Genomic DNA, 20790 nt, shown 5'->3' with positions numbered 1-20790 from the left:
CATGCAGCCGGGACCGGGCTATGGCGCGTGGACAGGTTTGTAAAACATGTTATTATGGAGACATACCGAAGGAAAACATTGGAATGGCTTTCCCGTTCACGTTGCGGCAACTCGAATATTTCGATGCCGTCGCGGGCGAAGGATCGCTCGCCGCCGCCGCCGAGCGATGTCATGTCAGCGCCACGGCTCTCGCCCTCGCGCTCGATGAGCTCGAGAACAACATGAACACGCAATTGTTCGTCCGCCGCAAAGGCAAGGGGGTGACGCTGACGCCGGCCGGCGCGATGCTGCTGCGGCATGCGCAGCAGCTCTTGTCCGGCGCCGAGACATTCGCGTCCGAGGCATCGCAGAATGCCAAGGAGTTGCGCGGGCGGCTCGTCATCGGATGCTATCCCACGCTGACGCCCTTCTTCCTGCCCGCCGCGATCGAGCGGTTCGGCCGCAAGCATCCCGGTCTCGATCTGGAATTCGAGGAAGCCTCGACGCCAGATCTGCACGAAATGCTGATGGGTGGGCGGATCGATGTCGCCATTCTCTATGGCGTGGATGTTTCCAAGCAGCTTCTCTTCGATCCGATCCGGGACTATCAGCCCTATGTCATCGTCGCCGAAGGCCATCGTCTGGCTGGGCGCGGGTCGGTGAAACTGGCGGAACTCGTGTCCGAGCCACTGATCCAGATCGACGTGCAACCCAGCAGACAGAACACCGAGCATATTTTCGCCTCGCTCGGCATGCGTCCGATCGTCCGCTACACGACGACGAATTATGAACTGGCCCGCTGCCTCGTGGGGCGCGGTCTGGGATATTCCATCCTCGTCCAGCGCCTTGCGCCCAATCTCACTTATGATGGCCACCGCGTCACCACGCTGGAAATTTCCGATCGGCTGACGCCGACCGTCGTCGGCCTCGCACGCCCGCACGGCGCGCCGAGAACGGCGAAGTATCTCGCCTTGCGGGATTTCTTCGCCACCGTTGGAGAAGTTCAGGCGACCTGAGCCTGGAGAATTCCAGCGCGGCTGCGGCTGCCTCCTGGAGGCAGGTCCGGACGCGAGTGAAAGCGGGCATCTGATCCCCCCTCCCTTCCAAGGGAGGGGAAGGATGTCCGTCCACCACCCCAATCTCGCCATTCCGGTCAGTTGCAGAACCACGACATTGCGGACATTGCCGCCCCTCGTCTTCAGAGGAGGGGCTTATGACCGCTCCCCAACCCTTTCCTGCCATCCAGGCGATCAGCCCTTGGCGCCGAGCAGGACGACGGAGATCGTCGCGGGATCGCTCGTCGGGTTCCGCCAGGCGTGGCGCGTGCCCTGCTGAACCACCGTGTCGCCGGGGCTGAGTTCCACGGCCTTGCCGTCGTCGAGTTCCAGAACGACGCGGCCTTTGACCACCGTCACATAATCGACCGTCGGCGTCTGATGCATGCCCGGATTGTCCGGCTCCATGCGCTCGGCAATGCCTTCGGACGCAGTCGCCATTTCCGGGCCAGCGACAGCCGGATTCCAGTCCGGTGACATGAGCACGCTGTCCGGCGGGAAAGTGATTACCCAGAAGGACGAGCCGCCTGCCGGCATCACCATGGTTCCGTCGGCCGCGACCGGGTCCTGCGGAGGCGGCTCCGCCAGGTCAGGCGTCGAGGCGAGTTTCCAGAGCGGCGACGAGACGAAGCCCGGCGTGTGGACCAGCACCCTTTCGCACGGTGACGCACCGTCGCTCAGAACGATCGATTTCCCCTCGGCGGATTTGCCCGTGACCACGCGGCGGACCTGCATCCCATTCCTCTCCGGCTTGCTTTAGAAACCGATCGGTATCAGAAATCCCATCGGTATACAATCAACGTCCGACCGGATCGCTGGCATCGACGCCAAGGTGAAAGAATCGAAATAAATTCATTTTATTTCAGATTCTTGGATCGCGTTAAGGCCCGAAAATCGTGGCTGCATCTTGGTAGTTGCAAAATCTCAGATACTATGCAGTATTCATAAGAGACGATCGAAGATCGCCTGTTCGACGCTTCACAAGGACCGGGAGAGACATGACTGAGCATATGCGCGCCGCGCGGCTTCACGCCATCAACACGCCGATGGTGATCGAGGAGGTCGAGAGACCGGTCGCATCCGGCAACGATGTGGTCGTCGAGGTCAAGGCCTGCGGGCTGGTGCCCAATCTCGCCAATGTGCTGAACAATTGGGAAAGCTGGTATCCCCATCAGCCGCTGCCGCCCAAGCCGGCGATCTTCGGCCTCGATCCGGCCGGCATCGTGCGCGCCGTCGGGGAGCAGGTCGTCGCCATCAAGCCGGGGGATCGCGTCTATGTGAACCCGCTGCGCTCCTGCGGCGCCTGCCATGCCTGCGCCTCGGGCGAGCAGGCGAAATGCGACTATTTCACCTTCTGCGGCTATTTCGGCTTCAACGAGAAGAGCCTCGATGTCTACGCACGCTATCCCGGTGGCGGCTTCGCGGAATTCATGTCCGCCCCGCAAGGCGCCATCGTGAAGATTCCCGATAATCTGTCGTTCGTTCAGGCAGCCCGGCTCGGCTATCTCGGCACCTCTTATTCGGCTCTCAAGAAGTGCGGTATCCTCGCCGGCAAGTCGCTCGTCATCAACGGCGCGACCGGTACGCTCGGCGTCGGTGCGACGATCTTCGCGCTCGCCATGGGCGTCGCGAAAATCTACGCGGTCGCGCGCGGCGAGCCTTTGCTGGAGCGGCTGAAGCAGCTCGCGCCCGGCCGCATCGAGACGTTCTCCAACGCCAAAGGCTATGCCGCCGACTGGGTGAAATCCCGGACGGCCGGCCTGGGGGCCGACTTCATGGTCGATTGCCTCGGCGCCGTCGCCGATGTTGCTGCCCTCAAGGACGCCATGATGGGCGTCCGGCGCGGCGGGCGCATCATTAATATCGGCGGCACGGGCAGCGACATGGCGCTCAACACCAAATGGTGGATGGACAATTCGATGCAGCTGATCGGCTCGGCCTGGTTCACCACGGCGGAAGGGATGGAAATGGCCGAGATGGTGCGCAGCGGTGTCGTCGATCTGTCCATCCTGGAAGCCCGCGCCTTTCCGCTGGATCGCGTCAATGAGGCCATCAACGGCGCGGCCTCCGGCGATGGCGGCTTCACCAGCTACGTCCTCGAACTTTAGCGGCGCGCGCGAGGGCCGCCCTCGCCCGCGCTTTCGATCTACCCGTCCCGTGCTCCGCTTGCTTCGGGCACCGGCACATGGAGAAAGAGAATGACCAAGACGCATCTCAAGCTCGCGGGCGGCGCCCAGGGTTTCAACTGGCTGCCGGTCTTCGTCGCGATCGAGCGGGGACTGTTCGATCGCGCGGGGATCGAGGTCGAGCTCATCAAGCTGGGCGGCGTCGACAAGGCGACGCAGGCGGTGATCGACGGCGAAGCGGACCTCGCGATCACCCCACCGGAAGGCGCGATCAGCAATTATCTCGCGGGCGGCGATCTGCGCGTCGTCGCCTCCAATGCGAACCGCCTGCCGATGTCACTGGTCGCCCGCCCCGAAATCCAGTCGATCGCCGATCTTCGGGGCAAGAAGATCGGCACATCTTCGCTGACCGAGGGAACAGCCATCTATACGCAGATCATGCTCGCCGAGCATGGCCTGGCCTATCCGGGCGATTACGAGTTTGCGATTGCCGGCATTCACACTGCGCGCTGGGACGCCATGCAGAAGGGCGAGATAGACGCAGCCCCCCAGCCGGCGCCCTGGAATTTCCTGGCAGCCGATCAGGGCTATTCCCTGCTTGCAGAAGTGAACCACAGTATCCCGGAGATCGTCTTCGCCGCGTTCATCGGCAAGGTGGCGGTACTGCAGGCGAAATCGGCCGTCTTCCGCAGTTTCTTTGCGGCGCTCGACGAAGCCTACGACTTCGTGAACGATCCGGCGAACGAGAGCGCGTGTTCCGCAATCTTTCGGGGTATCACAACCAGAGACAATGCCGACCTGGCCCGGCGCGGTTACATCTACATGCGCGACATGGGGATGTGGCCATATCATATGGCCGTGCCACGCCCGGCGCTTGAGACCAGCATCGACCTGATGGTTCGCGCCAATCTCATCACAGCAGATCAGCGCACGAATGCGTTCGGGGTCTTCGCGCCAGAACTGCTCGGAAGGGAGCTTGCCTGATGGCGCTCGATCCGCAGGATTTGCTTCGCATCATGTGCGGCGCCTGGTTCCTTCCCCACGCCGCCTTGAAGCTCAAGAACGCGACGCTCGCCCAGCACACATTCTCCAACGTGGGCCTGAATCCCGGCTGGGCCTTCCTCGCGCTCACGATCGTGATGGAGTTGATCGCTGCCGCCGGGCTCATCCTGAACATCTATCCGCAGCCGGCTGCCGCGCTTGCGGTCTTCGTTCTCATGGGCGCGACTTATGCGGTCCTGCGCATGCATGGATGGAATTGGCGCTGGAACAAGAATGGACCGGAATATATGATCTTCTGGAGCCTGGCCTGCATATTGGCCGTCATCTAGGAGATACGATTGGCCCGACTGACACGGGAAGAGAGCCAGGCGCTCACCCGAGCAAAGTTGCTGGAATGCGCGCCCGAGGTCGTTGCCCGCGAAGGCTATGAAGGCGCATCGATCGACAAGATCGCCGAGGCGGCCGGCTTCAGCAAGGGCGCCTTCTATTCGAATTTTTCCAGCAAGGAGGCGTTCTTCTTCGAACTGCTGGACCGCCACGCCAGGCAGGATGTCGTCGAGATCGGCAGGCTGCTTCGCGACGTCACGAAGCCAGGCGAGATGATCGACCGGATCTGCGACTGGGCGGAACAGCGCGCCTCCGATCCGACCTGGGGTCTCCTTGCGCTGGAGCTGTTCCGGCGTGTTCGGCGCGAGGCGACTTTCGGGTCATTGCCCTCGACCCTGTTTCTGGAGCAATGGCGCGAAGTCGGCGCGCTGCTGCTGCCGCTCGCGCCCAATCTCCAGCCGGCAAAGCCCGAAATCCTCGGTGCCATCGTGCTCGAACTGACTTATGGCGCGGCATCGGGTTTCAGCGAGGGGGACGCGCCGCACGTCCGCGACCTCGTGAGACTGGCGCTTACCTCCATTCACGTCGCTTACGGCGCCTCCCACAGCTGATCCAGTTCGGGCTGACCTGACAAACTCGATCGGATCGGGTCTTTCCTTCCGCGTGCGCAATCAATTTCGTATTGTACATATTGTCATTTAGAAGTTAGAAATGCAAACTGCAATTGCCGATACGGTCAGTTTCGAATGACGCTGCATGCGTCACGACCCCGGCATGTGGAGAGGATTGCATGAGACAGGTATCCGTTCTTGTCGCCGGCGGCGGACCGGTGGGACTCACGCTGGCGCGCGATCTCGCCCGGCGTGGTATCGATGTGATGCTCGTCGAGCGGAACGCCACCACCACGCGCCATCCCAAGATGGACAACACCAATGTCCGCAGCATGGAGCTCTTCAATCTCGCCGGGCTCGAACCGGCCTTGCGCGCGGTGGCCGTGGACGAGGCGAACCCGTTCGACGTTTCGTGGGTCACCAGCATGTCCGGCCACGAGCTCAAGCGCTTCCCGCTCCCCTCGCCCGAGCGTGCGCGCAAGATTTATCGGGAGCGCAATGACGGAAGCCAACCCTTCTCGCCGCCAATGCGCGTCTCCCAGACCGAAATCGAACCAGTGCTCAAGGCGCAGCTCGAACGCGAGACCAATGCCCAGGTCCGCTTCGGTGTCGAGCTGGTGGATCTCGTCGAGGAAACGGACGGCGTCGTCGCGACCCTGCGGGACCGGGAGACCGACCGGATGGAACAGGTGCATTGCCTGTTCCTGTGCGGTTGCGACGGCGGCGGCAGCGCGGTGCGGGAAACGCTCGGCATCGGACTCGACGGCCGCCGAAACATCATGCCCCGCTTCATGACGCACTTTCGCACGGATGATGCCGCCGCGCGCCACCTGCTCCAGCGCTGGGGCCTCACCTGGCATTATCAGTCGATCCACGGCACGCTGATCGCGCAGAACGACGTCGATACCTGGACACTACATTCGCGCTATCCGCACAATGCCAGCGACGGCGCCCCTCCTGAAACGCTCGTGGCACGCTTCGCCGGGCGCGAGATACCGATGGAAGTTCTCGTCGCCAATCCGTGGTCGCCGCACCTGCTCGTCGCGCAGCGGGCCGGCACGAAACGGGTCCTGCTCGCCGGCGACGCCGCGCATCAATATATCCCGACTGGCGGCTATGGCATGAACACCGGGATCGGCGATGCCTTCAGCCTCGGCTGGACGCTCGCCGCCATCCTCAAGGGCTTTGGCGGACCAGGGCTGATCGACGCCTATGAGCGCGAGCGCGTGCCGGTATGGCGGCGCAACTGCGAAGCGTCGGGACGGCACAACGAGGTGCGCGCGGTGGTTGCCGCGCTCTATGGTCCGGAGCTGGAGGAGGACGGCGCCGAAGCCACACGGGCGCGGGTCGCCAGCGAAATCGAGCGTTTGGGCAATGCCGAAGCGGAAAGCCTGGGGATCGAGATGGGCTACCATTATGCCGGCTCGCCGATCGTCGCCGCCGAACCGAGCGCCGAGGTGGCCAACGACCCGGACAGATATATTTGCAATACCGTCCCCGGCGCACGCTTGCCGAGCCTTTTTCTGAAGGATGGCCGCGCCGTCTATGCACAGCTCGACCGCTGGTTCAGCCTGCTGGCGTTCGGCGGTGTCGATAGCATGGCGGCCGAACGGGCTGCGGCTGCGCGGGGTATCCCGCTCAAGATCATTCGTATCGCCGACGACCACGCACGCCGCATCTACGCCGCCGATATGCTTCTGGTGCGCCCCGACCAACACATCGCATGGCGCGGCAACAGCCTCGATGAGGCATCGGCAGCCAGGGTACTGGCGATGGCGCTCGGCTGGTAAGGGGTGGCTTCCTGCCATCGCCCCTCCTCTTCAGAGGAGGGGTCAGGGGGTGGTGGCGATGCGCCAGCATCGCTCGCGAAGCGATCATTCGCACCGTTGCTACACCACCCCAACCCCTCCTCTGAAGAGGAGGGGCTAAGACTGAAATGGCGTCGGTTGCCTGACCGGTGCGGAGACTGGGTGAACCACCCTCCCCGCACCGAGGCTGCTGTCACTCCGGATTTGGCACGATCGTGAAGTTGGAGAAGCCGCCATGGCGGCTGTCGATGCCGCCGAGCACTTCGTTGACGCGCTCCAGCGGGAAGGAGACCTGCCGGAACGTCCCCATGTCCAGCGTGCTGCCACGGATCATTTCCGCCATTTCCTGGCCTTCCGGCGTGGTGAACCAGGCCGAGCCGATGAAGCTCTGGTTCCGATCCATCAGCGTATGCACGTCGATCGGCACCGGCGCCGCCACGGCGCCAACGTTGACGAAGCGCCCGCCGCGACGCAACGCGAGGAGTTCGTCCAGCATCTGATCGGGCTGGGCGCCAGGGCCGAGACAATTGACGATGAGATCGACGCCCTCGCCGTCCGTCTTCGCCAGCGCCCAGGGAGACACGGGACCGTCGAGCAGGGAATGTATCTCGATACGCTGCGGCGCGATCTGGCGGACTTCCTCCAGGAGCGTCTTGTCACGCGCCACGGCAAGGATGCGCGTAACGCCCAGCCCCAGCGCGCAGAGCATGGTGCCAAGTCCGAGGGTGCCCGATGCACCGGTTATCATGGTCGTAACGTTCGGGCCAGCTCCGCCCTTGCGCAGTGCCGAATATCCGGTGCCCGTATAGCCGAGGCGCGAGGCCTGCTGGCATGTGACATTGTCGGGCAAGGTGACGATCGCATTCGCCGGCGCCGCCATATATTCGCACAGCCCTCCCCAGGGATATCGATCGAATGTTTCCTGGGCGCGCGCGGTGAAGCCGAAATAGCCCTGAAACACGAAGGCGCTGCAACCAATGGGATTCATGGATCGACAGGGTCCGCAACTGCCGCAGCTGCGGGCAGGGTTCACATAGACGCGGTCACCCACCTTGAGATCGCTCACCCCGCTACCCACAGCGGCGATCGTGCCAGCCGCATCCAGTCCGAAGGTCGCGGGCAAGTGCGGCAGCGGCAGTTGAGGGAACCAGGTGGTCCAGTTCCTGAGCACGTTGCCAAGGTTCGGAACAACGTTGCAGGCATGCACCTTCACGATGACGTCCATCGCCTCGGGTCGTGGCGTATCGACGTCTTCGATCACCATTTCGGAACCGACGTCATACATGCGCGCTGCGCGCATCTTGGGCGGAAGCATCGCTGTCCCTCTCCTTCTGGTTTTCCGCGTCGATCGGCGATGCAGCAGAGAGGCACATCGAATGACTCGCCGCCCCGCTCGCCGCCCGAGCGCACATTGTCGCATTTCATCTGTGCATCAGTTTGAAAGCCGTGTCCAGAATCAAATTGACAATAAGTTCATTTTGAATGCAGCATGAAAGGAAATCACGACAGGAGAGCGATATGGCTACCTTGGCTTCGACGACCGTACAGAACCTTCAAAACATGATGGACAATGCCGGGGGAGCCACACAGCTCCTGCGCAGCGCGCCACTTGGGCGCTATGTTTTCCCCGTGATTCCGCCGGAATTCACCAATTGGCGCGACGAGATCCGGGCCTGGAAGGAGGGCGTCGCGCTGCTCGAACAATCCTATCATATGTGCGAGCTGCATCTGCGCGGCCCTGATGCGCTCAAGCTGCTTACCGAGCTATCGGTGAACAAACTGTCCAATTTTCCGGTCATGCGCGCCAAGCAGCTCGTTCTGGCGAGCCACGACGGCTATTATCTGGCCGATGCGATCGTGTTCCATGAGGAGGAGGAGTTCTACCGGATTGTCGGGGCGCCCTTCGCGAGCGACTGGGTCCAGTTCAATGCGAGTCTCGGCAAATATGACGTGCAGGCGGTTCGCGACGATCCACTCTCGGTGCGGCAGGGCGACCGCGACATCTATCGCTTCCAGGTCCAGGGCCCGCTGGCGCTGGAGTTGATGGACAAGGTGACGGGCGGAAACGTGCCAACGCCAAAATTCTTTCACATCGGCGAGACGACAATCGCCAGCAAGACGGTCCGCGCCCTCCGTCATGGCATGGCCGGAACACCGGGTTTCGAGCTCTACGGGCCTTGGGAGGACCAGCATGTCGTGCGCAATGCCGTTATCGAGGCAGGCGCGGAGTTCGGCCTGCGCAGGATCGGGGCGGATGCCTATTCCGTGACCGCGGTCGAGTCCGGCTGGATGCCGATGCCCCTTCCGGCTATCTATCATAGTGCGGAGATGCGACCTTATCGCGAGTGGCTCACGACCAACAATCTTGAAACGATCGGCTCGCTGGGTGGCAGCTTCCAGTCGGATGATATCACCGACTATTATGTCGATCCGATCGAGCTCGGCTATCAGAACATCATCGACTGGGATCGCGATTTCATCGGCCGCGACGCCCTTCAGGCCCGTCGCGCCTCGCAAACGCGCGTGAAGCGGAGCCTTATCTGGAACTCGGATGACGTGATGCAGGCGCAGCGCTCATCCCTGTTTCCGAACGGCCGAGGGCCGGCACGCTACATCGCCACGCCTTCGCCCATGTATGCGACCTGGGAAGCGGATGCGGTCATGCGGGGCGACGAGATGGTCGGCATCTCGCAATGGTCGGCTTACTCGCCCAATGCGCAAACCTATCTTTCGCTGGCGACGATCGACATCGAGAATGCCGAACCGGGCACCGAGGTCACGATGATCTGGGGAGAGCCTGACACCATGCGAGCCTCGGTCGAGAAGCACCTTCCATTCGAGATCCGCGCAACCGTGGCGCCCGCTCCCTATTTCGAGAAGATCATCAAATCCGGCGCGCAGTGATTGAGACAGGGAAGCGCGATTTGAAATTCGCGTGCAACTGACCGAGGAACTTGCCATCTAGAGGACATATGGGCCGCAACATCAGCCTTGAACGCCGTGCCGAAATCGGGCGCGAACGCCGGCTGAAGACGCGCGCCCACATTCTCCAGATCGCCTTCGAGCTGCTCGGCCGGGAAGACGGGCGCGCCACGCGAATCGAGGAGATTTGCGTGGCCGCCAAGGTCGCGCGAGGCACGTTCTATAACCACTTCACAAGCGTGGAAGAGATGTTCCGCGCCCTAACTTTCGAGATCAGTCACGATTTCAACATCGCCGTGCGCTCGGTCATCCGGCGGGTTCCAAACGGCGCGATCAGCGCATCGTTCGCGCTGCGCTATTATCTCCACAAGACGCGGGACGATCCGGCCTGGGGCTGGGCAATGGTCAATCTGAGTGCGGGTGGTCCGATCTTCGGCGAAGAGACAATGCGCTACGCCACCGAATGCGTGATGGACGGCATGGTGACCGAGCAATTTTCCGTCGCCAGCCCGGAAATCGGCCATGACCTGATGCAGGGCGCTACGCTCGCCGGCATGATCACGCTGCTGCGCGCGCCCCAGCCGCCCGATTTTCCTGAAGAGCTCGTTGCACAGATCATGCGCGGGCTGGGTGTCAGCCCGACGCTCATCGAGCGCTGCGTTCAGCCGCCTTTGCCCGATCCGTTCGCCTATCTTGCCGAGCACGGCATGGCGTCGGAACGGCCCGTCATCGACATGGCGGAATTTCTCGCAAGGCGCTGACGGGCGCGCGACGACGCGGCCTCACGACCGCCTTCGCCAGTTGCCCCCAAGGCGGCGACCGATTCGACGGTCGCTGCAATGACAGAGGTGGGGCGGAGAGCGGACGTTTAGCCCCTCCTCTTCAGAGGCGATTATGCACTTGACATACCAAGGCTGAAAACGTAGGTTTTCGGCATGGCAAAGCTCACCGATCCTATTTTCACCGACGAAGATGCAGCCCGCGCCCATTTCGAGGCGCTGCGCTGGCCGGATGGGCGCATCTGCCCCCATTGCGGCACGATCGGAAATTCCACGCTGATGCAGGGCAAGACGACCCGTCCGGGTCTCTACAAGTGCAAGGACTGCCGCAAGCCGTTCACCGCCACCATGGGCACGGCCTATGAGAAGTCGCACATTCCGCTGCACAAGTGGCTGCTAGCAACTCAACTCATGGTGTCGTCGAAGAAGGGCATGAGCGCCCACCAGCTTTATCGCATGCTCGGCTTTGGATCGTATCGCACGGCATGGTTCATGGCTCACCGCATCCGTGAGGCCATGACGCCCGCCACGGTCGAGCCGATGGGCGGCAATGGCGGCGTTGTCGAAGTCGATGAGACCTTCATCGGTCGCGAGCCGGGTGTTGATGCGAAGAAGGGCGGCTTTGCCCACAAGATGAAGGTGCTTTCGCTTCTGGACCGCTCCACGGGCGAAAAGCGCTCGATGGTCGTGGACAAGATCACGATTGCGGAAATCACGCCGATCCTGAAAGCGAACATTGCTCGCGAAGCTCATTTGCTCACCGACGACGCTGGCCAGTATCGTTTCATGTCGCAGCACTTTGCCAGCCACAGCACGACGCCGCACATGAAGGGCGTCTATGTGGACCGCGACAATCCGACGATCCACACCAACACGATCGAAGGCAGCTTCTCGATTTTCAAGCGTGGCATGCGCGGCGTTTATCAGCACTGCGGCAAGCAGTATCTGCACCGCTACGTTGCCGAGTTCGATTTCCGCTATTCGTTCCGTGAAGCGACTGGCTGCAACGATGATGACCGCGCTGTCCGTGCCATTCAGGGCGCCGTGGGCAAACGTTTGATGTATCAACAATCTGCGCGCTAAGAAGTCAAAGAAGGCTGGAAAGCCGCCGCGTAATCAGCGGTGGCAGGTTAAGAAATGACTTGAACAAGAGGCCCGTAGCGGGTATCTAGATACCCGCCATGCGCTTGCTCATCCTTTCATTGTTCGCGAAGTTGCTCCGTGTTCGCTTCAAGGTGGATGGCTTGTCCTACGGCGCGGTTATTCGTTCTGGCCCCACGCCTGCTGGAGTGATTCATCCGTAATAAGAAGATTACGGAATGAGGCATTCCGCGCATCGATGACCAGCAGCTGGTCGTTGTTGCTCAAGATCGAATTGACGTGATCGAACACGGCGTCAAGGTTCATCGGCGTGCCGACATACCAGACAGTTTCGAGGACACGGCCACGCGCCCATCCTGCGGTTGCCATGTGCTTGTCCATTTGCTCGTGCGTGGGTGTCGAGCCATTCAGATCGTAGGAAACGAAGTAGTTAGCCATTGCCTTTAATCCCTGTTGAAGGGTTAGTCGCAATCGCCTTGACGCTTCGCTCTAAAGGGGCCAATTTGCCCCTGCATTCAGTGCTCAGTCCACCTGCGATTACGGTTCGTCGGTGGTTGATCCGGGGAGTGGGCTGTGGAGGCCTGCTCCCCAAATCGTATCAACGGCACATCATGCAGCATCGATCAACAGAGTCGATCCACTACAAATTGTGGTTAATGGAATCGTGCCGCCTTGTGTTGATTCCGCAACAGTGAGTCATAAAGGTCGCTTTATGTCTTGCGAGCTTTATCCGCCTGTCCTCTACTAGGCTTTCCCCGAGGCTGCGGCGGGGTGGCAAGCATGCGCTTGACCACTTCGTCTCGTTCGCGCTCTTCTTGCCTGCTTATCGGCGAGTCGGATTGGGTAGCTTCTCGATGTTGGGGCATAAGGACATTGTAGATAGTTTGCGGTCTCTTTCCAAGACGGCCAGCCTCGACTTAGATCCATTGCGAATGGTTGAAGCTCTCAAGGGAGAGAGCGACCGGGGTGCTATCATTCTGGCATCGACGATGATCGACGATCGACTGCGGTGGGCAATCGAGCAAAAACTAACAACGTTGAATAGCGACGAAATGGCTCGCTTCTTCCGGCATGACGCCGGTATCGCGGGCGCCTTTTCCGAACGCATCGTTCTCGCTCAAGCCCTCGGCATTATCGACAGGAAGACGAGAAAGCACATCGATCTTGTCCGAGAAATGCGAAATGCCTCTGCCCACGCGGCAAACCAACTTTCTTTTGCTAGTCCCGAAATTGTGGCCGCGCTAAACTATTTGAAGGGCAACTCCTCAGCGCCAATCGAGGAGTGGACCGTCGCAATGCGGCGTGACGTGTTCGTGCTCTTGTGCGCTACCATCGCATCATCGATCTCAAATTCAATGTCGGCTTCCGCCTTTGAGGCCATCAGGCCAATTTTCGAATCAATGCTTGAGCGCGTGCCGACATGGCTTGAAAAACCACAGCCACCACAGTCTCGGGATCGTCCTGATCCGAGTAGCGACAAATAGCCTCAACGCCTGCGGAGATCATCTCGGGCGTAATCTCGATTTCTAGTACCGGCCTGTCGCCAGTATCCTGCTCTTTATCGTCATGGTATGTCAAGTGATCAATCCCCTCTTCAGAGGAGGGGCGATAATGACCGCAACGTCGTCGCAACCCGTCATTCCGAATTCATCCGCGCTTTCCCGACGCGATTCGCGCGGCATTTCGGCACGCCGCACATCCTTTCCGAGCAGCCAAATGGCATTTCGCATTAACAAATGATCATATCGCCACTCCGAGCGAGGCAAAACAATTTCCAATTGACGTTTAGTCAAATTCGAAATAGCAACACTGATACCGATCGGTATCTGTAATGCGTTCCTGACGCCGAACAACCGGCGCGGACCTCTGAGCGGCCATCCCGACGGCACGTGAAAACACGATAAAATTGGGAGAGATGCGATGAGACGGGGATTTCTCTATGCGGGCGCGTCGTTCGCGTTCGTCCTTTCGGGCACAGCGGCGCAGGCCCAGTCCGCCGACCAGTCTGAAGACGATACGGCCGAAATCGTTGTGACCGCCAACCGGCGCGTCCAGAACATCCAGGACGTGGCCATGTCCGTGAGCCAGTTCTCGGGCGACGATCTCACCAAGGCCGGCGCGACCGATTCAACCGATCTTGCCCAGCTTGTTCCGGGCGTCTACGTGGCCGGCGCCTTCGGCGGCCAGAGCCAGCAATATACGATCCGCGGCGTTACCCAGTCCGACTATCTCGATACGATCGAGAACCCGGTCGCCTTCTATACGGACGATGTCTACATCACCTCCGCGCAAGGGCAGACGACGGCCTATCTGGATCTCGACCGCGTCGAAATCCTGAAAGGTCCTCAAGGCACGCTCTTCGGCCGCAATGCCACGGGCGGCCTGGTCCACAACATCATCGCGAAACCCCGCCTTGGCGAACTCGGCGGCTATGGCCAGTTCACCTACGCGCGCTTCAACGAGATGAATGTCCAGGGCGCGCTCAATCTGCCCATCGGCCAGAAGATCGCGGTCCGCCTTTCCGGCACCTATTCCCGCATCGACGATCTGTGGGAAAACATCCATCGGGCCGGCGCCACCGGCAGCGCCATCATTCCCTCCTTCTCGCCCAACGGCACGGTGCTCTCGCCTGGCGGTCAGGACCTGGGCGGCAGCGACAGCTTTGCTGTCCGGGGACAAGTGCTGTTCGAACCTGTCCCGGAATTCACGATCCGACTGACCGGCGCCTATTCGAGAAGCAACATGTCGGTCGCACCCTACTCGCAGGAACCGACGATCGCGGTGGTGGACAGTCAGGATCGCGTCATCAACGAACTTCGCGTTTCCCCGACCGAGACCAGACTCGCCATCGGCCCCGGCGGCGCGAACTATACCGGCGGTGTCGTGATCGTGCCCGTCATCAACGGCGTGTTCCATCGTCCGGCGGCGGGTGGCGACTTCTTCGGATACATCGCGCCAGACCCGAAATCACTCACCTTGTCAGAGGATTATGCGCTGAGCGATCTGAATAAGGTCGATGCGCAAGTCTACGCGGCTCATCTGGATTATGACTTCGGCGGCGCGCAGCTCAGCTCGATCACCTCGTATCAGAAATACTATAAGAACGTCTTTCTGGGCGACGGATCCGCCGCGAGCACTTTGGCTTTCGGGGACGAGTCCCATACCGAATCCTGGTCCCAAGAAGTGCGCCTGAGCGGCAAGACGGATCGTCTGCAGTGGCAGGCCGGCATCTTCTACCTCAACAACAAGGTCGACGTGTTGCAGGGCATCATCATGCCCCCCGGCTCGGCGCTGGCCTATCTAACCTCCATCTTCGCGCACTTCCCGGCGATCGCGGACCTGGGCAACCAGCTCAACGCGCAAGTCCATTTCACATCGGAGTCCGGCTCGGTCTTCGGACAGGTCGAATATCAGATCGCCGATGCGTGGACGATCGTTGGGGGCGCCCGATATATTCACGAGAAGCAGACCGACAGCTACCGCGAGTTCAACGCGGCGAACCTCAGCGCCTATCACATGAGCAATATCGTGACCGCGCCGTCCTTTCAGCCCGACTACAATAATGCGCGCAGCTTCAACATGTGGACCGGCAAGCTGCAGCTGGAATATCGCCCTGCCAACGGATTGCTCGTCTATGCCGGCGTGAACCGCGGCGTGAAGGCAGGCAACTACAATGCTCCCTTCACGTTCAGCCCGGCCGACGTCGTGCCGACCGCCGCGCTCGGCTATGCACCGGAAAAATTGTGGAGCTACGAAGGCGGTTTCAAGTTGAACTCCGGGCCGCTCGCGCTGGCCGCGTCAGCCTTCTACTACGATTATAAGGACTTTCAGGCCTTCGTTTTCACGACCGCGAGCGGCGTCGTCCGCAACGTCGATTCACAAGTCTACGGCGTCGATCTGGATGCATCCTATCGCGTGAGTCATGCTCTGCGCCTTGGCGCCAACTTCGCTTACTCGCATGCCGAGATCAAAGACTTCGAAGTGGCTCCGGGCATCTTGCGGGATGTGCGACCGCCTTATTCGCCGCGCGTGCAGGCGACCGGCACGATTGACTATACCGTGCCGGGCGAGATCGCAGGCGGCGACCTCTCGTTCAATGCGACGGTCAACTATGCCGGCGAGATCTTCCATAATATCCGCAATTTCGACGCACAACGCTTCGCGCCGCGGACGCTCGTCAACCTTTCGATGACATGGGAAAATCCCGACGGCGGCCTGTCAGTCTCCATCTTCGGCAAGAACGTCTTTGACGAACGTTACGGCCAGATCGGCTTCGACAACACGACCGTCTTCGGCGGTCAGAATGTCTCATACGGCAAACCGGCAAGTTACGGCGGTACGGTGGGCTTCAAGTTCTGAAGCGCATCGCTGCCCGATGCGGGGCGGCGGATTTGCCTCTCCTTGGCCTGCCGCCCCGCATCACCCCCGCTCAGCGAAAACGGTCGACGCAGCAACGGCGCCAAGCCGCAAAGTCAAACGCGAGGAAATCGAGATGGTGAAGTCCCTGGAAGAGAAGCTGCAACAATCCAAAAGCGCAGCGCACATGCTGCAAAACGCGCAGACCGGCGCATTCGAATTTCCCGTCCAGTCGATGTGGTCGAACCTGATCGACGAGGCTCAGGCCTGGCGCAAGAGCGCCATCCTGTTCGACCAGTCCTTCCACATGACCGAACTGCACATCAAGGGGCCGGACACCCGCCGCCTCCTATCTGACTTTTCGATCAATGATTTCTCCAAATTCGGTGCGAACAAGGCAAAACAGATTGTCTGCTGCAACAGGGATGGCTTCCTCATCAGCGATGCGATCATCTTCGGCTATGGTCCCGACGAGGCGCTGGTCGTCGGCCGGCCGGTTGTGCCCAACTGGCTGCAGTATAATGCCGAGGTCGGCGACTATGACGTAGAGGTCGCGATCGACCATCTGCGCGGATATGATCCGACCAATCTTCGCCCGCATTATCGCTTCGAGGTACAAGGCCCCCGCGCGATGGAGATACTCGAGGAAGTGAACGAGGGCGGTCCGCTTACGACGCGCTTCTTCGCCATGGGTGACATCGTGATTGCGGGTTGCGCCGCAAAGACGCTGGTTCATGCCATGGGCGGTGCGACGGGGCTCGAAATCTGGGGGCCTTTCGCCGACAAGGCCAAGGTGGAGCAGCGGCTGGTCGAGGTCGGCCGGAAATATGGCATGCTGCGCGGCGGCGGCCGCGCCTACGGCATCACCGCTGCGGAGTCCGGCTGGTTCGCGGCGCCTCTGCCCGCCATTTACGACGGCGATGACATGCGCCCCTATCGCGAGTGGCTGACCGAATACCATTTCGAGGGCTTCTGCTCGGCGGGCGGAAGCTTTCAGCCGGATGATGTGCGCGACTATTATCTCACGCCCTACGATCTCGATTATGATCGCCTGATCCATTGGGATCACCAGTTTCTCGGCCGCGAAGCCCTCCGCGCCATGAAGGATCGGAAACACCGCAAAAAAGTTACGCTCGTCTGGGACAAGGAGGATGTCCTCAAAGTCTTCGCGAGCCTGCTCGAACCGGGCGAAATGGCAATGTGGATGGACATGCCCTCCTCGGACTACGCGATCCATCCCTATGACCGCGTCGAACAAAACGGCCGGCTCGTCGGCATTTCCGGCTATCCACTTTATAGCGCCAATGAGCGCGCATGGCTGTCCGTCTCGTTGGTCGATCCGGAGGTTGCAGCGCCGGGCACGCAGCTCAGCCTCATCTGGGGTGAGCCTGACGGCGGCACGGACAAGCCATCGGTCCATCGCCATCGCCAGGTGACAATCGGTTGCGAGGCACAACCCTGGCCCATCGACGAGGCGGTCCGGAAGGACTACCGCGCGCAAGCCTGAACGTCGTCGCGGGGGACTGGAGCGAGGCCTGTGGGAGACCTCGTTTCATCGCGCCTTTAGCTTTCCCGGCCGTGCCTGAGGACGGCAAGGCGCTGCCCTTTCCTCCAGGAGTGCGCCTGCGGTAATCTGGAGGTTTCGATCAGGGAAGAATGGTCTGTCGGGCCGTTTGATATTGCTTGGACGGGCATATCTGAACCCGCTGATCCGAAGCGTCGTACATCGAAGTCCGATCGGTCACTGGCCGCCTGACGCCTTGCGGTAGCCCAGTGCGGGCGGCTTGTCGCCAAGGAGGGACTTGTAGACGAAGTCCGCACCCCGCCTCTGTTCCAGCTCCGCCTTGGCGGCAGCAAGCGTGTCGGGACTCTGGAACAGTTCCGCCGCCGTCAGGGCGAGGGCCTTGGCGGCCACGACAGCGCCCTTCACGCCGATGCTGGTTCCGCTGGCGGCCACGGCCTGCCAGCTGTGCGCCGCCGTCCCCGGCGCCCATGTCGCAGCCGACATCCCCACGGTCGGCGTGGTGTAGCTGACGTCGCCGACATCGGAGGAAGCTGGCACGATCATCCCGCTCGCATAAGGCGGGATACTGGCAGCGCGCGCGCGCGGGACATTGGGAAAGGTCGCACGAATCTGATCGATGAACGCCTGTTCTTCGGCGGTGTAGGCCGGGAGCGTGACATGCGTCAGATTGGAATGCATGACCTTGCCCAGAGTGTCGTTGGGCAAGGTGTCGAAAGTGCCGCCGGTCTGATCGAACGCGACCGTCGTGCCTGTGCCGAGCGCCGCGCCTTCGGCCGCCTTCTTCACACGCTCGATGATCTCGCCCGCGACCCTCTGCTCGGGATGCCGGACATAATAATAAACCTCGGCCGTGTCCGGCACGACGTTCGGCGCCTTGCCGCCGTCGGTGATGACATAGTGGATGCGCGCCTCCTGCGGGACATGCTCGCGCATCATGTTCACCATCATGTCCATCGCCTCGACGCCGTCCAAAGCTGAGCGTCCACGCTCGGGCGCGGCAGCCGCGTGCGCCGCCACACCGTGGAAGCGGAACTTGCCGCTGACATTGGCAAGCATGTGTCCTTGCGACGCGCTGTTGCTGTCGCCGGGATGCCAGTGCAGCATCGCGGAAACATCCCTGGTCAAACCGGCACGGACCAGGAAGACCTTGCCCGAGCCCCCTTCTTCCGCCGGGGAGCCGTAGACACGCAGCTCACCCTTGATGCCATGTTCGATCATCCATTTCTTCGTCGCGATAGCCGCCGCGACCGACGCGGCGCCGAACAGATTGTGGCCGCACCCGTGACCCGCAGCCATGCCAGGTTGCGCCTTGCGCGCCGCATCGGCCGTCTGGCTGAGCCCGGGCAGTGCGTCGAATTCGGCGAGAAGGCCGATGACCGGCCCCTCACCGGTCCTGAAACTGGCGACAAAGGCCGTCGGCATCCCGGCAACCCCGGCTTCGACGCGGAAACCGGCGGCTTTGAGTTCCTGCTGAAGCAGCGCTGAGCTCTTCTGTTCCTGAAAACCGACCTCTCCATAGGCCCATATCTGCAAGGCGGTTTTCGACAATGCGGGCGTGCCGCGATCGACGTCGCCGACGATGGCGGCACGATCGGCGTCGGACAGTGGGCCGGCAAGGAGCGGCGCGCTGATGATGCCGCCGAGGAGAAGAGCTGAAGATCGGACGAAGGATTCCATGGGAGAACACTCATTTCAGGCAACGAGGAGAAAGGCCCGCGAACCATGCGTGCCGCGGGCCAGAATGGATCTCGGCGCTTGCCGAATGCAACCCGCAATTGGACGCCCACGACGCGCGGCTCGTTGCAGACGACCGTGGTCGCCGTCGCACCCGAATCGGCAAGATCGTCGGCCTAGCCTGCCTCGTGCCCGACATCGCCACCGCCATGGTCGAAGGCCGACAGCCGGTGAGCCTGACGACTTGCTCGATCATGAGCATAAAAACCTCCGCTCGCGTGGCGCGACGGGCGCGAGATGCTCGGCATCTCCTGAGCCAGCTCTCGCTGCGGTCAAAAAGTTAGGACGAGAAACGGCCGCGATATGCCGCGCGAAAAGGTCGCCACATCGGCCCGTTTCTGACTGCAGGAGCAACCTCCCACGACTGCGAGTACCGCAGAACCGCGCCAGTTCTTGGGCCGAGCCGCCGGCTCGACCTCATTCGCCAGGTTTTATGGACTGTCTGGTGCGGAGCGCAGTCGCGAGCGAACCTGTCTCGGCCTAAACGGGTATAAACGGGAATTCTCGGGTCGCGGCTTGCCTCTTCGTTAGTCGCTAGCGCAGTTTTTGGCACCTTCCGCCCTACTTTGGCATCTAACAAAAACGGGAAATGGCAACGCATAATTGGGAAGGAGTTATTTGAATTACGGGATTGAAGCGATAATCTAGGGCATGTCGGAGGCCTTTGACCCAAGCTCTCGTCCGCGCCCTGCGCGCTCGCGAGCCGAGTCTCAACGCGTGGCACGTTCGGGCTTCGTGCCGCGTTTCATGCAGATAAAACTGAATTTCTTAACGCACTCGCAGCTTCAAAAGCTGACAGGTTATCTGGGGGCATCTTCCTGTGCGGCGATCGAACACGCCATGCAGGAAATCGCGGGCGAATATCGACGATCAACTTTGCAACCCGCCAATCCGAGGGGAGATGCCGTATTTCAGCTCAAGCTGGCGGCTCACCTATGCTGGAAGCTGAAGAATGCGCCGGCCGAAAAGGATCAGACTGAGCTTCAAACTGTGCTCAATAGCTTTAATGACGATGCAAAGATGTTTGCAGGGTCAATGCTCCGAGTGCCTTGGGCGGACGTGAATGAGCAGCTGCTAAAATCGCACAGCGTCGAAGAGCTACTGGCTGCGAGCCTCTCGGCCTTGCAAGCTCTTGGGCCAAAGCGCGGTGATTATGTGGATCGCAATCTGCATATCGCTGTTGGTCGGTTGGTTGAGCTGTTCGAGCAATATGCTGGCAAACCTGCAACCTGGTCAGATCGGCGCTTAGGCGAGCTAGGTTTTGACGGTGGGCAATCGCGCGCCGCAGGATCGGAATGCGGTCTGTTTATCGAGACCTTCTTCGGATTTGTTCATCCAAAGCTTCCGATAACTCGGCCTCACAACGCCCTCAAAGCATATTTGGACGGCCGGAAGCGCGATCCTGCCCAATCTTTCTAGGCCAGAAGCAAAAGGCCTCCATTGAAAGGGAACCTCCAACTCTCGG

17 protein-coding genes are annotated in these 20790 nt (G+C 61.1%); 13 read left to right on the top strand and 4 right to left on the bottom strand.

Features of this window, described 5'->3' with window-relative positions; all coding sequences use genetic code 11:
* Positions 1-83: 83 nt before the first annotated feature.
* Complete coding sequence (locus KM135_RS19010; protein ID WP_221715652.1) at positions 84-995, top strand: LysR family transcriptional regulator; 912 nt, start codon at positions 84-86, stop codon at positions 993-995.
* A gap of 234 nt (positions 996-1229) precedes the next feature.
* Here KM135_RS19010 and KM135_RS19005 read toward each other — a convergent pair whose 3' ends face one another.
* A complete protein-coding gene (locus KM135_RS19005; RefSeq protein ID WP_221715651.1) occupies positions 1230-1769 on the bottom strand; it encodes a cupin domain-containing protein in 540 nt (179 codons plus the stop codon).
* A gap of 263 nt (positions 1770-2032) precedes the next feature.
* Between KM135_RS19005 and KM135_RS19000 the strand changes: the two genes are divergently transcribed.
* The 5 genes from KM135_RS19000 (at position 2033) to KM135_RS18980 (ending at position 6890) form a co-directional block, all read left to right on the top strand.
* Positions 2033-3142, top strand: a complete 1110-nt coding sequence (locus KM135_RS19000; protein WP_221715650.1) for an alcohol dehydrogenase catalytic domain-containing protein — start codon at positions 2033-2035, stop codon at positions 3140-3142.
* A gap of 90 nt (positions 3143-3232) precedes the next feature.
* Complete coding sequence (locus KM135_RS18995; RefSeq protein ID WP_221715649.1) at positions 3233-4144, top strand: ABC transporter substrate-binding protein; 912 nt, start codon at positions 3233-3235, stop codon at positions 4142-4144.
* Positions 4144-4491: a DoxX family protein gene (locus KM135_RS18990; RefSeq protein WP_221715648.1), complete on the top strand. Its 348-nt coding sequence runs from the start codon at positions 4144-4146 to the stop codon at positions 4489-4491. Before KM135_RS18995 ends, KM135_RS18990 begins: the two co-directional genes overlap by 1 nt.
* A 9-nt stretch (positions 4492-4500) precedes the next feature.
* Positions 4501-5100 carry a TetR/AcrR family transcriptional regulator gene (locus KM135_RS18985; RefSeq protein WP_221715647.1) on the top strand — a complete coding sequence of 200 codons (600 nt, stop codon included), beginning with the start codon at positions 4501-4503 and terminating at the stop codon, positions 5098-5100.
* Between the two features lie 179 nt (positions 5101-5279).
* Positions 5280-6890: an FAD-dependent monooxygenase gene (locus tag KM135_RS18980; protein ID WP_221715646.1), complete on the top strand. Its 1611-nt coding sequence runs from the start codon at positions 5280-5282 to the stop codon at positions 6888-6890.
* Between the two features lie 211 nt (positions 6891-7101).
* Here the strand turns inward: KM135_RS18980 and KM135_RS18975 are convergent, their stop codons facing one another.
* Entirely contained in the window at positions 7102-8223 is a 1122-nt protein-coding gene (locus KM135_RS18975; protein WP_221715645.1) for an alcohol dehydrogenase catalytic domain-containing protein, read from the bottom strand.
* 203 nt (positions 8224-8426) lie between these two features.
* Between KM135_RS18975 and KM135_RS18970 the strand changes: the two genes are divergently transcribed.
* The 3 genes from KM135_RS18970 (at position 8427) to KM135_RS18960 (ending at position 11692) form a co-directional block, all read left to right on the top strand.
* Complete coding sequence (locus tag KM135_RS18970; RefSeq protein ID WP_246606358.1) at positions 8427-9812, top strand: aminomethyl transferase family protein; 1386 nt, start codon at positions 8427-8429, stop codon at positions 9810-9812.
* 68 nt (positions 9813-9880) lie between these two features.
* Positions 9881-10591, top strand: coding sequence for a TetR/AcrR family transcriptional regulator (locus tag KM135_RS18965; protein WP_221715644.1), 711 nt, complete (start codon positions 9881-9883; stop codon positions 10589-10591).
* 174 nt (positions 10592-10765) lie between these two features.
* Complete coding sequence (locus KM135_RS18960; RefSeq protein WP_221715643.1) at positions 10766-11692, top strand: IS1595 family transposase; 927 nt, start codon at positions 10766-10768, stop codon at positions 11690-11692.
* Between the two features lie 177 nt (positions 11693-11869).
* On the opposite strand, the gene KM135_RS18955 is transcribed toward KM135_RS18960, so the two are convergent.
* The gene (locus KM135_RS18955) at positions 11870-12148 is read right to left on the bottom strand and encodes a hypothetical protein (RefSeq protein ID WP_221715642.1); all 279 of its coding nucleotides are present in this window, start codon (positions 12146-12148) and stop codon (positions 11870-11872) included.
* 494 nt (positions 12149-12642) lie between these two features.
* Between KM135_RS18955 and KM135_RS18950 the strand changes: the two genes are divergently transcribed.
* The 3 genes from KM135_RS18950 (at position 12643) to KM135_RS18940 (ending at position 17573) form a co-directional block, all read left to right on the top strand.
* Positions 12643-13194 (top strand): hypothetical protein, encoded by a 552-nt coding sequence (locus KM135_RS18950; RefSeq protein ID WP_221715641.1) that lies wholly within the window; start codon positions 12643-12645, stop codon positions 13192-13194.
* A 436-nt stretch (positions 13195-13630) separates the two neighbouring features.
* Positions 13631-16069: a TonB-dependent receptor gene (locus KM135_RS18945; RefSeq protein ID WP_221715640.1), complete on the top strand. Its 2439-nt coding sequence runs from the start codon at positions 13631-13633 to the stop codon at positions 16067-16069.
* Between the two features lie 133 nt (positions 16070-16202).
* Entirely contained in the window at positions 16203-17573 is a 1371-nt protein-coding gene (locus KM135_RS18940) for an aminomethyl transferase family protein (protein ID WP_221715639.1), read from the top strand.
* 234 nt (positions 17574-17807) lie between these two features.
* Here KM135_RS18940 and KM135_RS18935 read toward each other — a convergent pair whose 3' ends face one another.
* On the bottom strand, positions 17808-19268 hold the full coding sequence (locus KM135_RS18935) for an amidohydrolase (protein ID WP_221715638.1): 1461 nt from the start codon (positions 19266-19268) through the stop codon (positions 17808-17810).
* Between the two features lie 708 nt (positions 19269-19976).
* Between KM135_RS18935 and KM135_RS18930 the strand changes: the two genes are divergently transcribed.
* A complete protein-coding gene (locus KM135_RS18930) occupies positions 19977-20744 on the top strand; it encodes a hypothetical protein (protein ID WP_221715637.1) in 768 nt (255 codons plus the stop codon).
* Positions 20745-20790: the final 46 nt, after the last annotated feature.

Origin of the sequence: Sphingobium xanthum, from assembly GCF_019737615.1 — a bacterium.
Lineage (GTDB): Bacteria > Pseudomonadota > Alphaproteobacteria > Sphingomonadales > Sphingomonadaceae > Sphingobium > Sphingobium xanthum.
The sequence above is the reverse complement of the archived record's forward strand: the minus strand, read 5'-3'. Positions and strand labels throughout refer to the sequence as shown.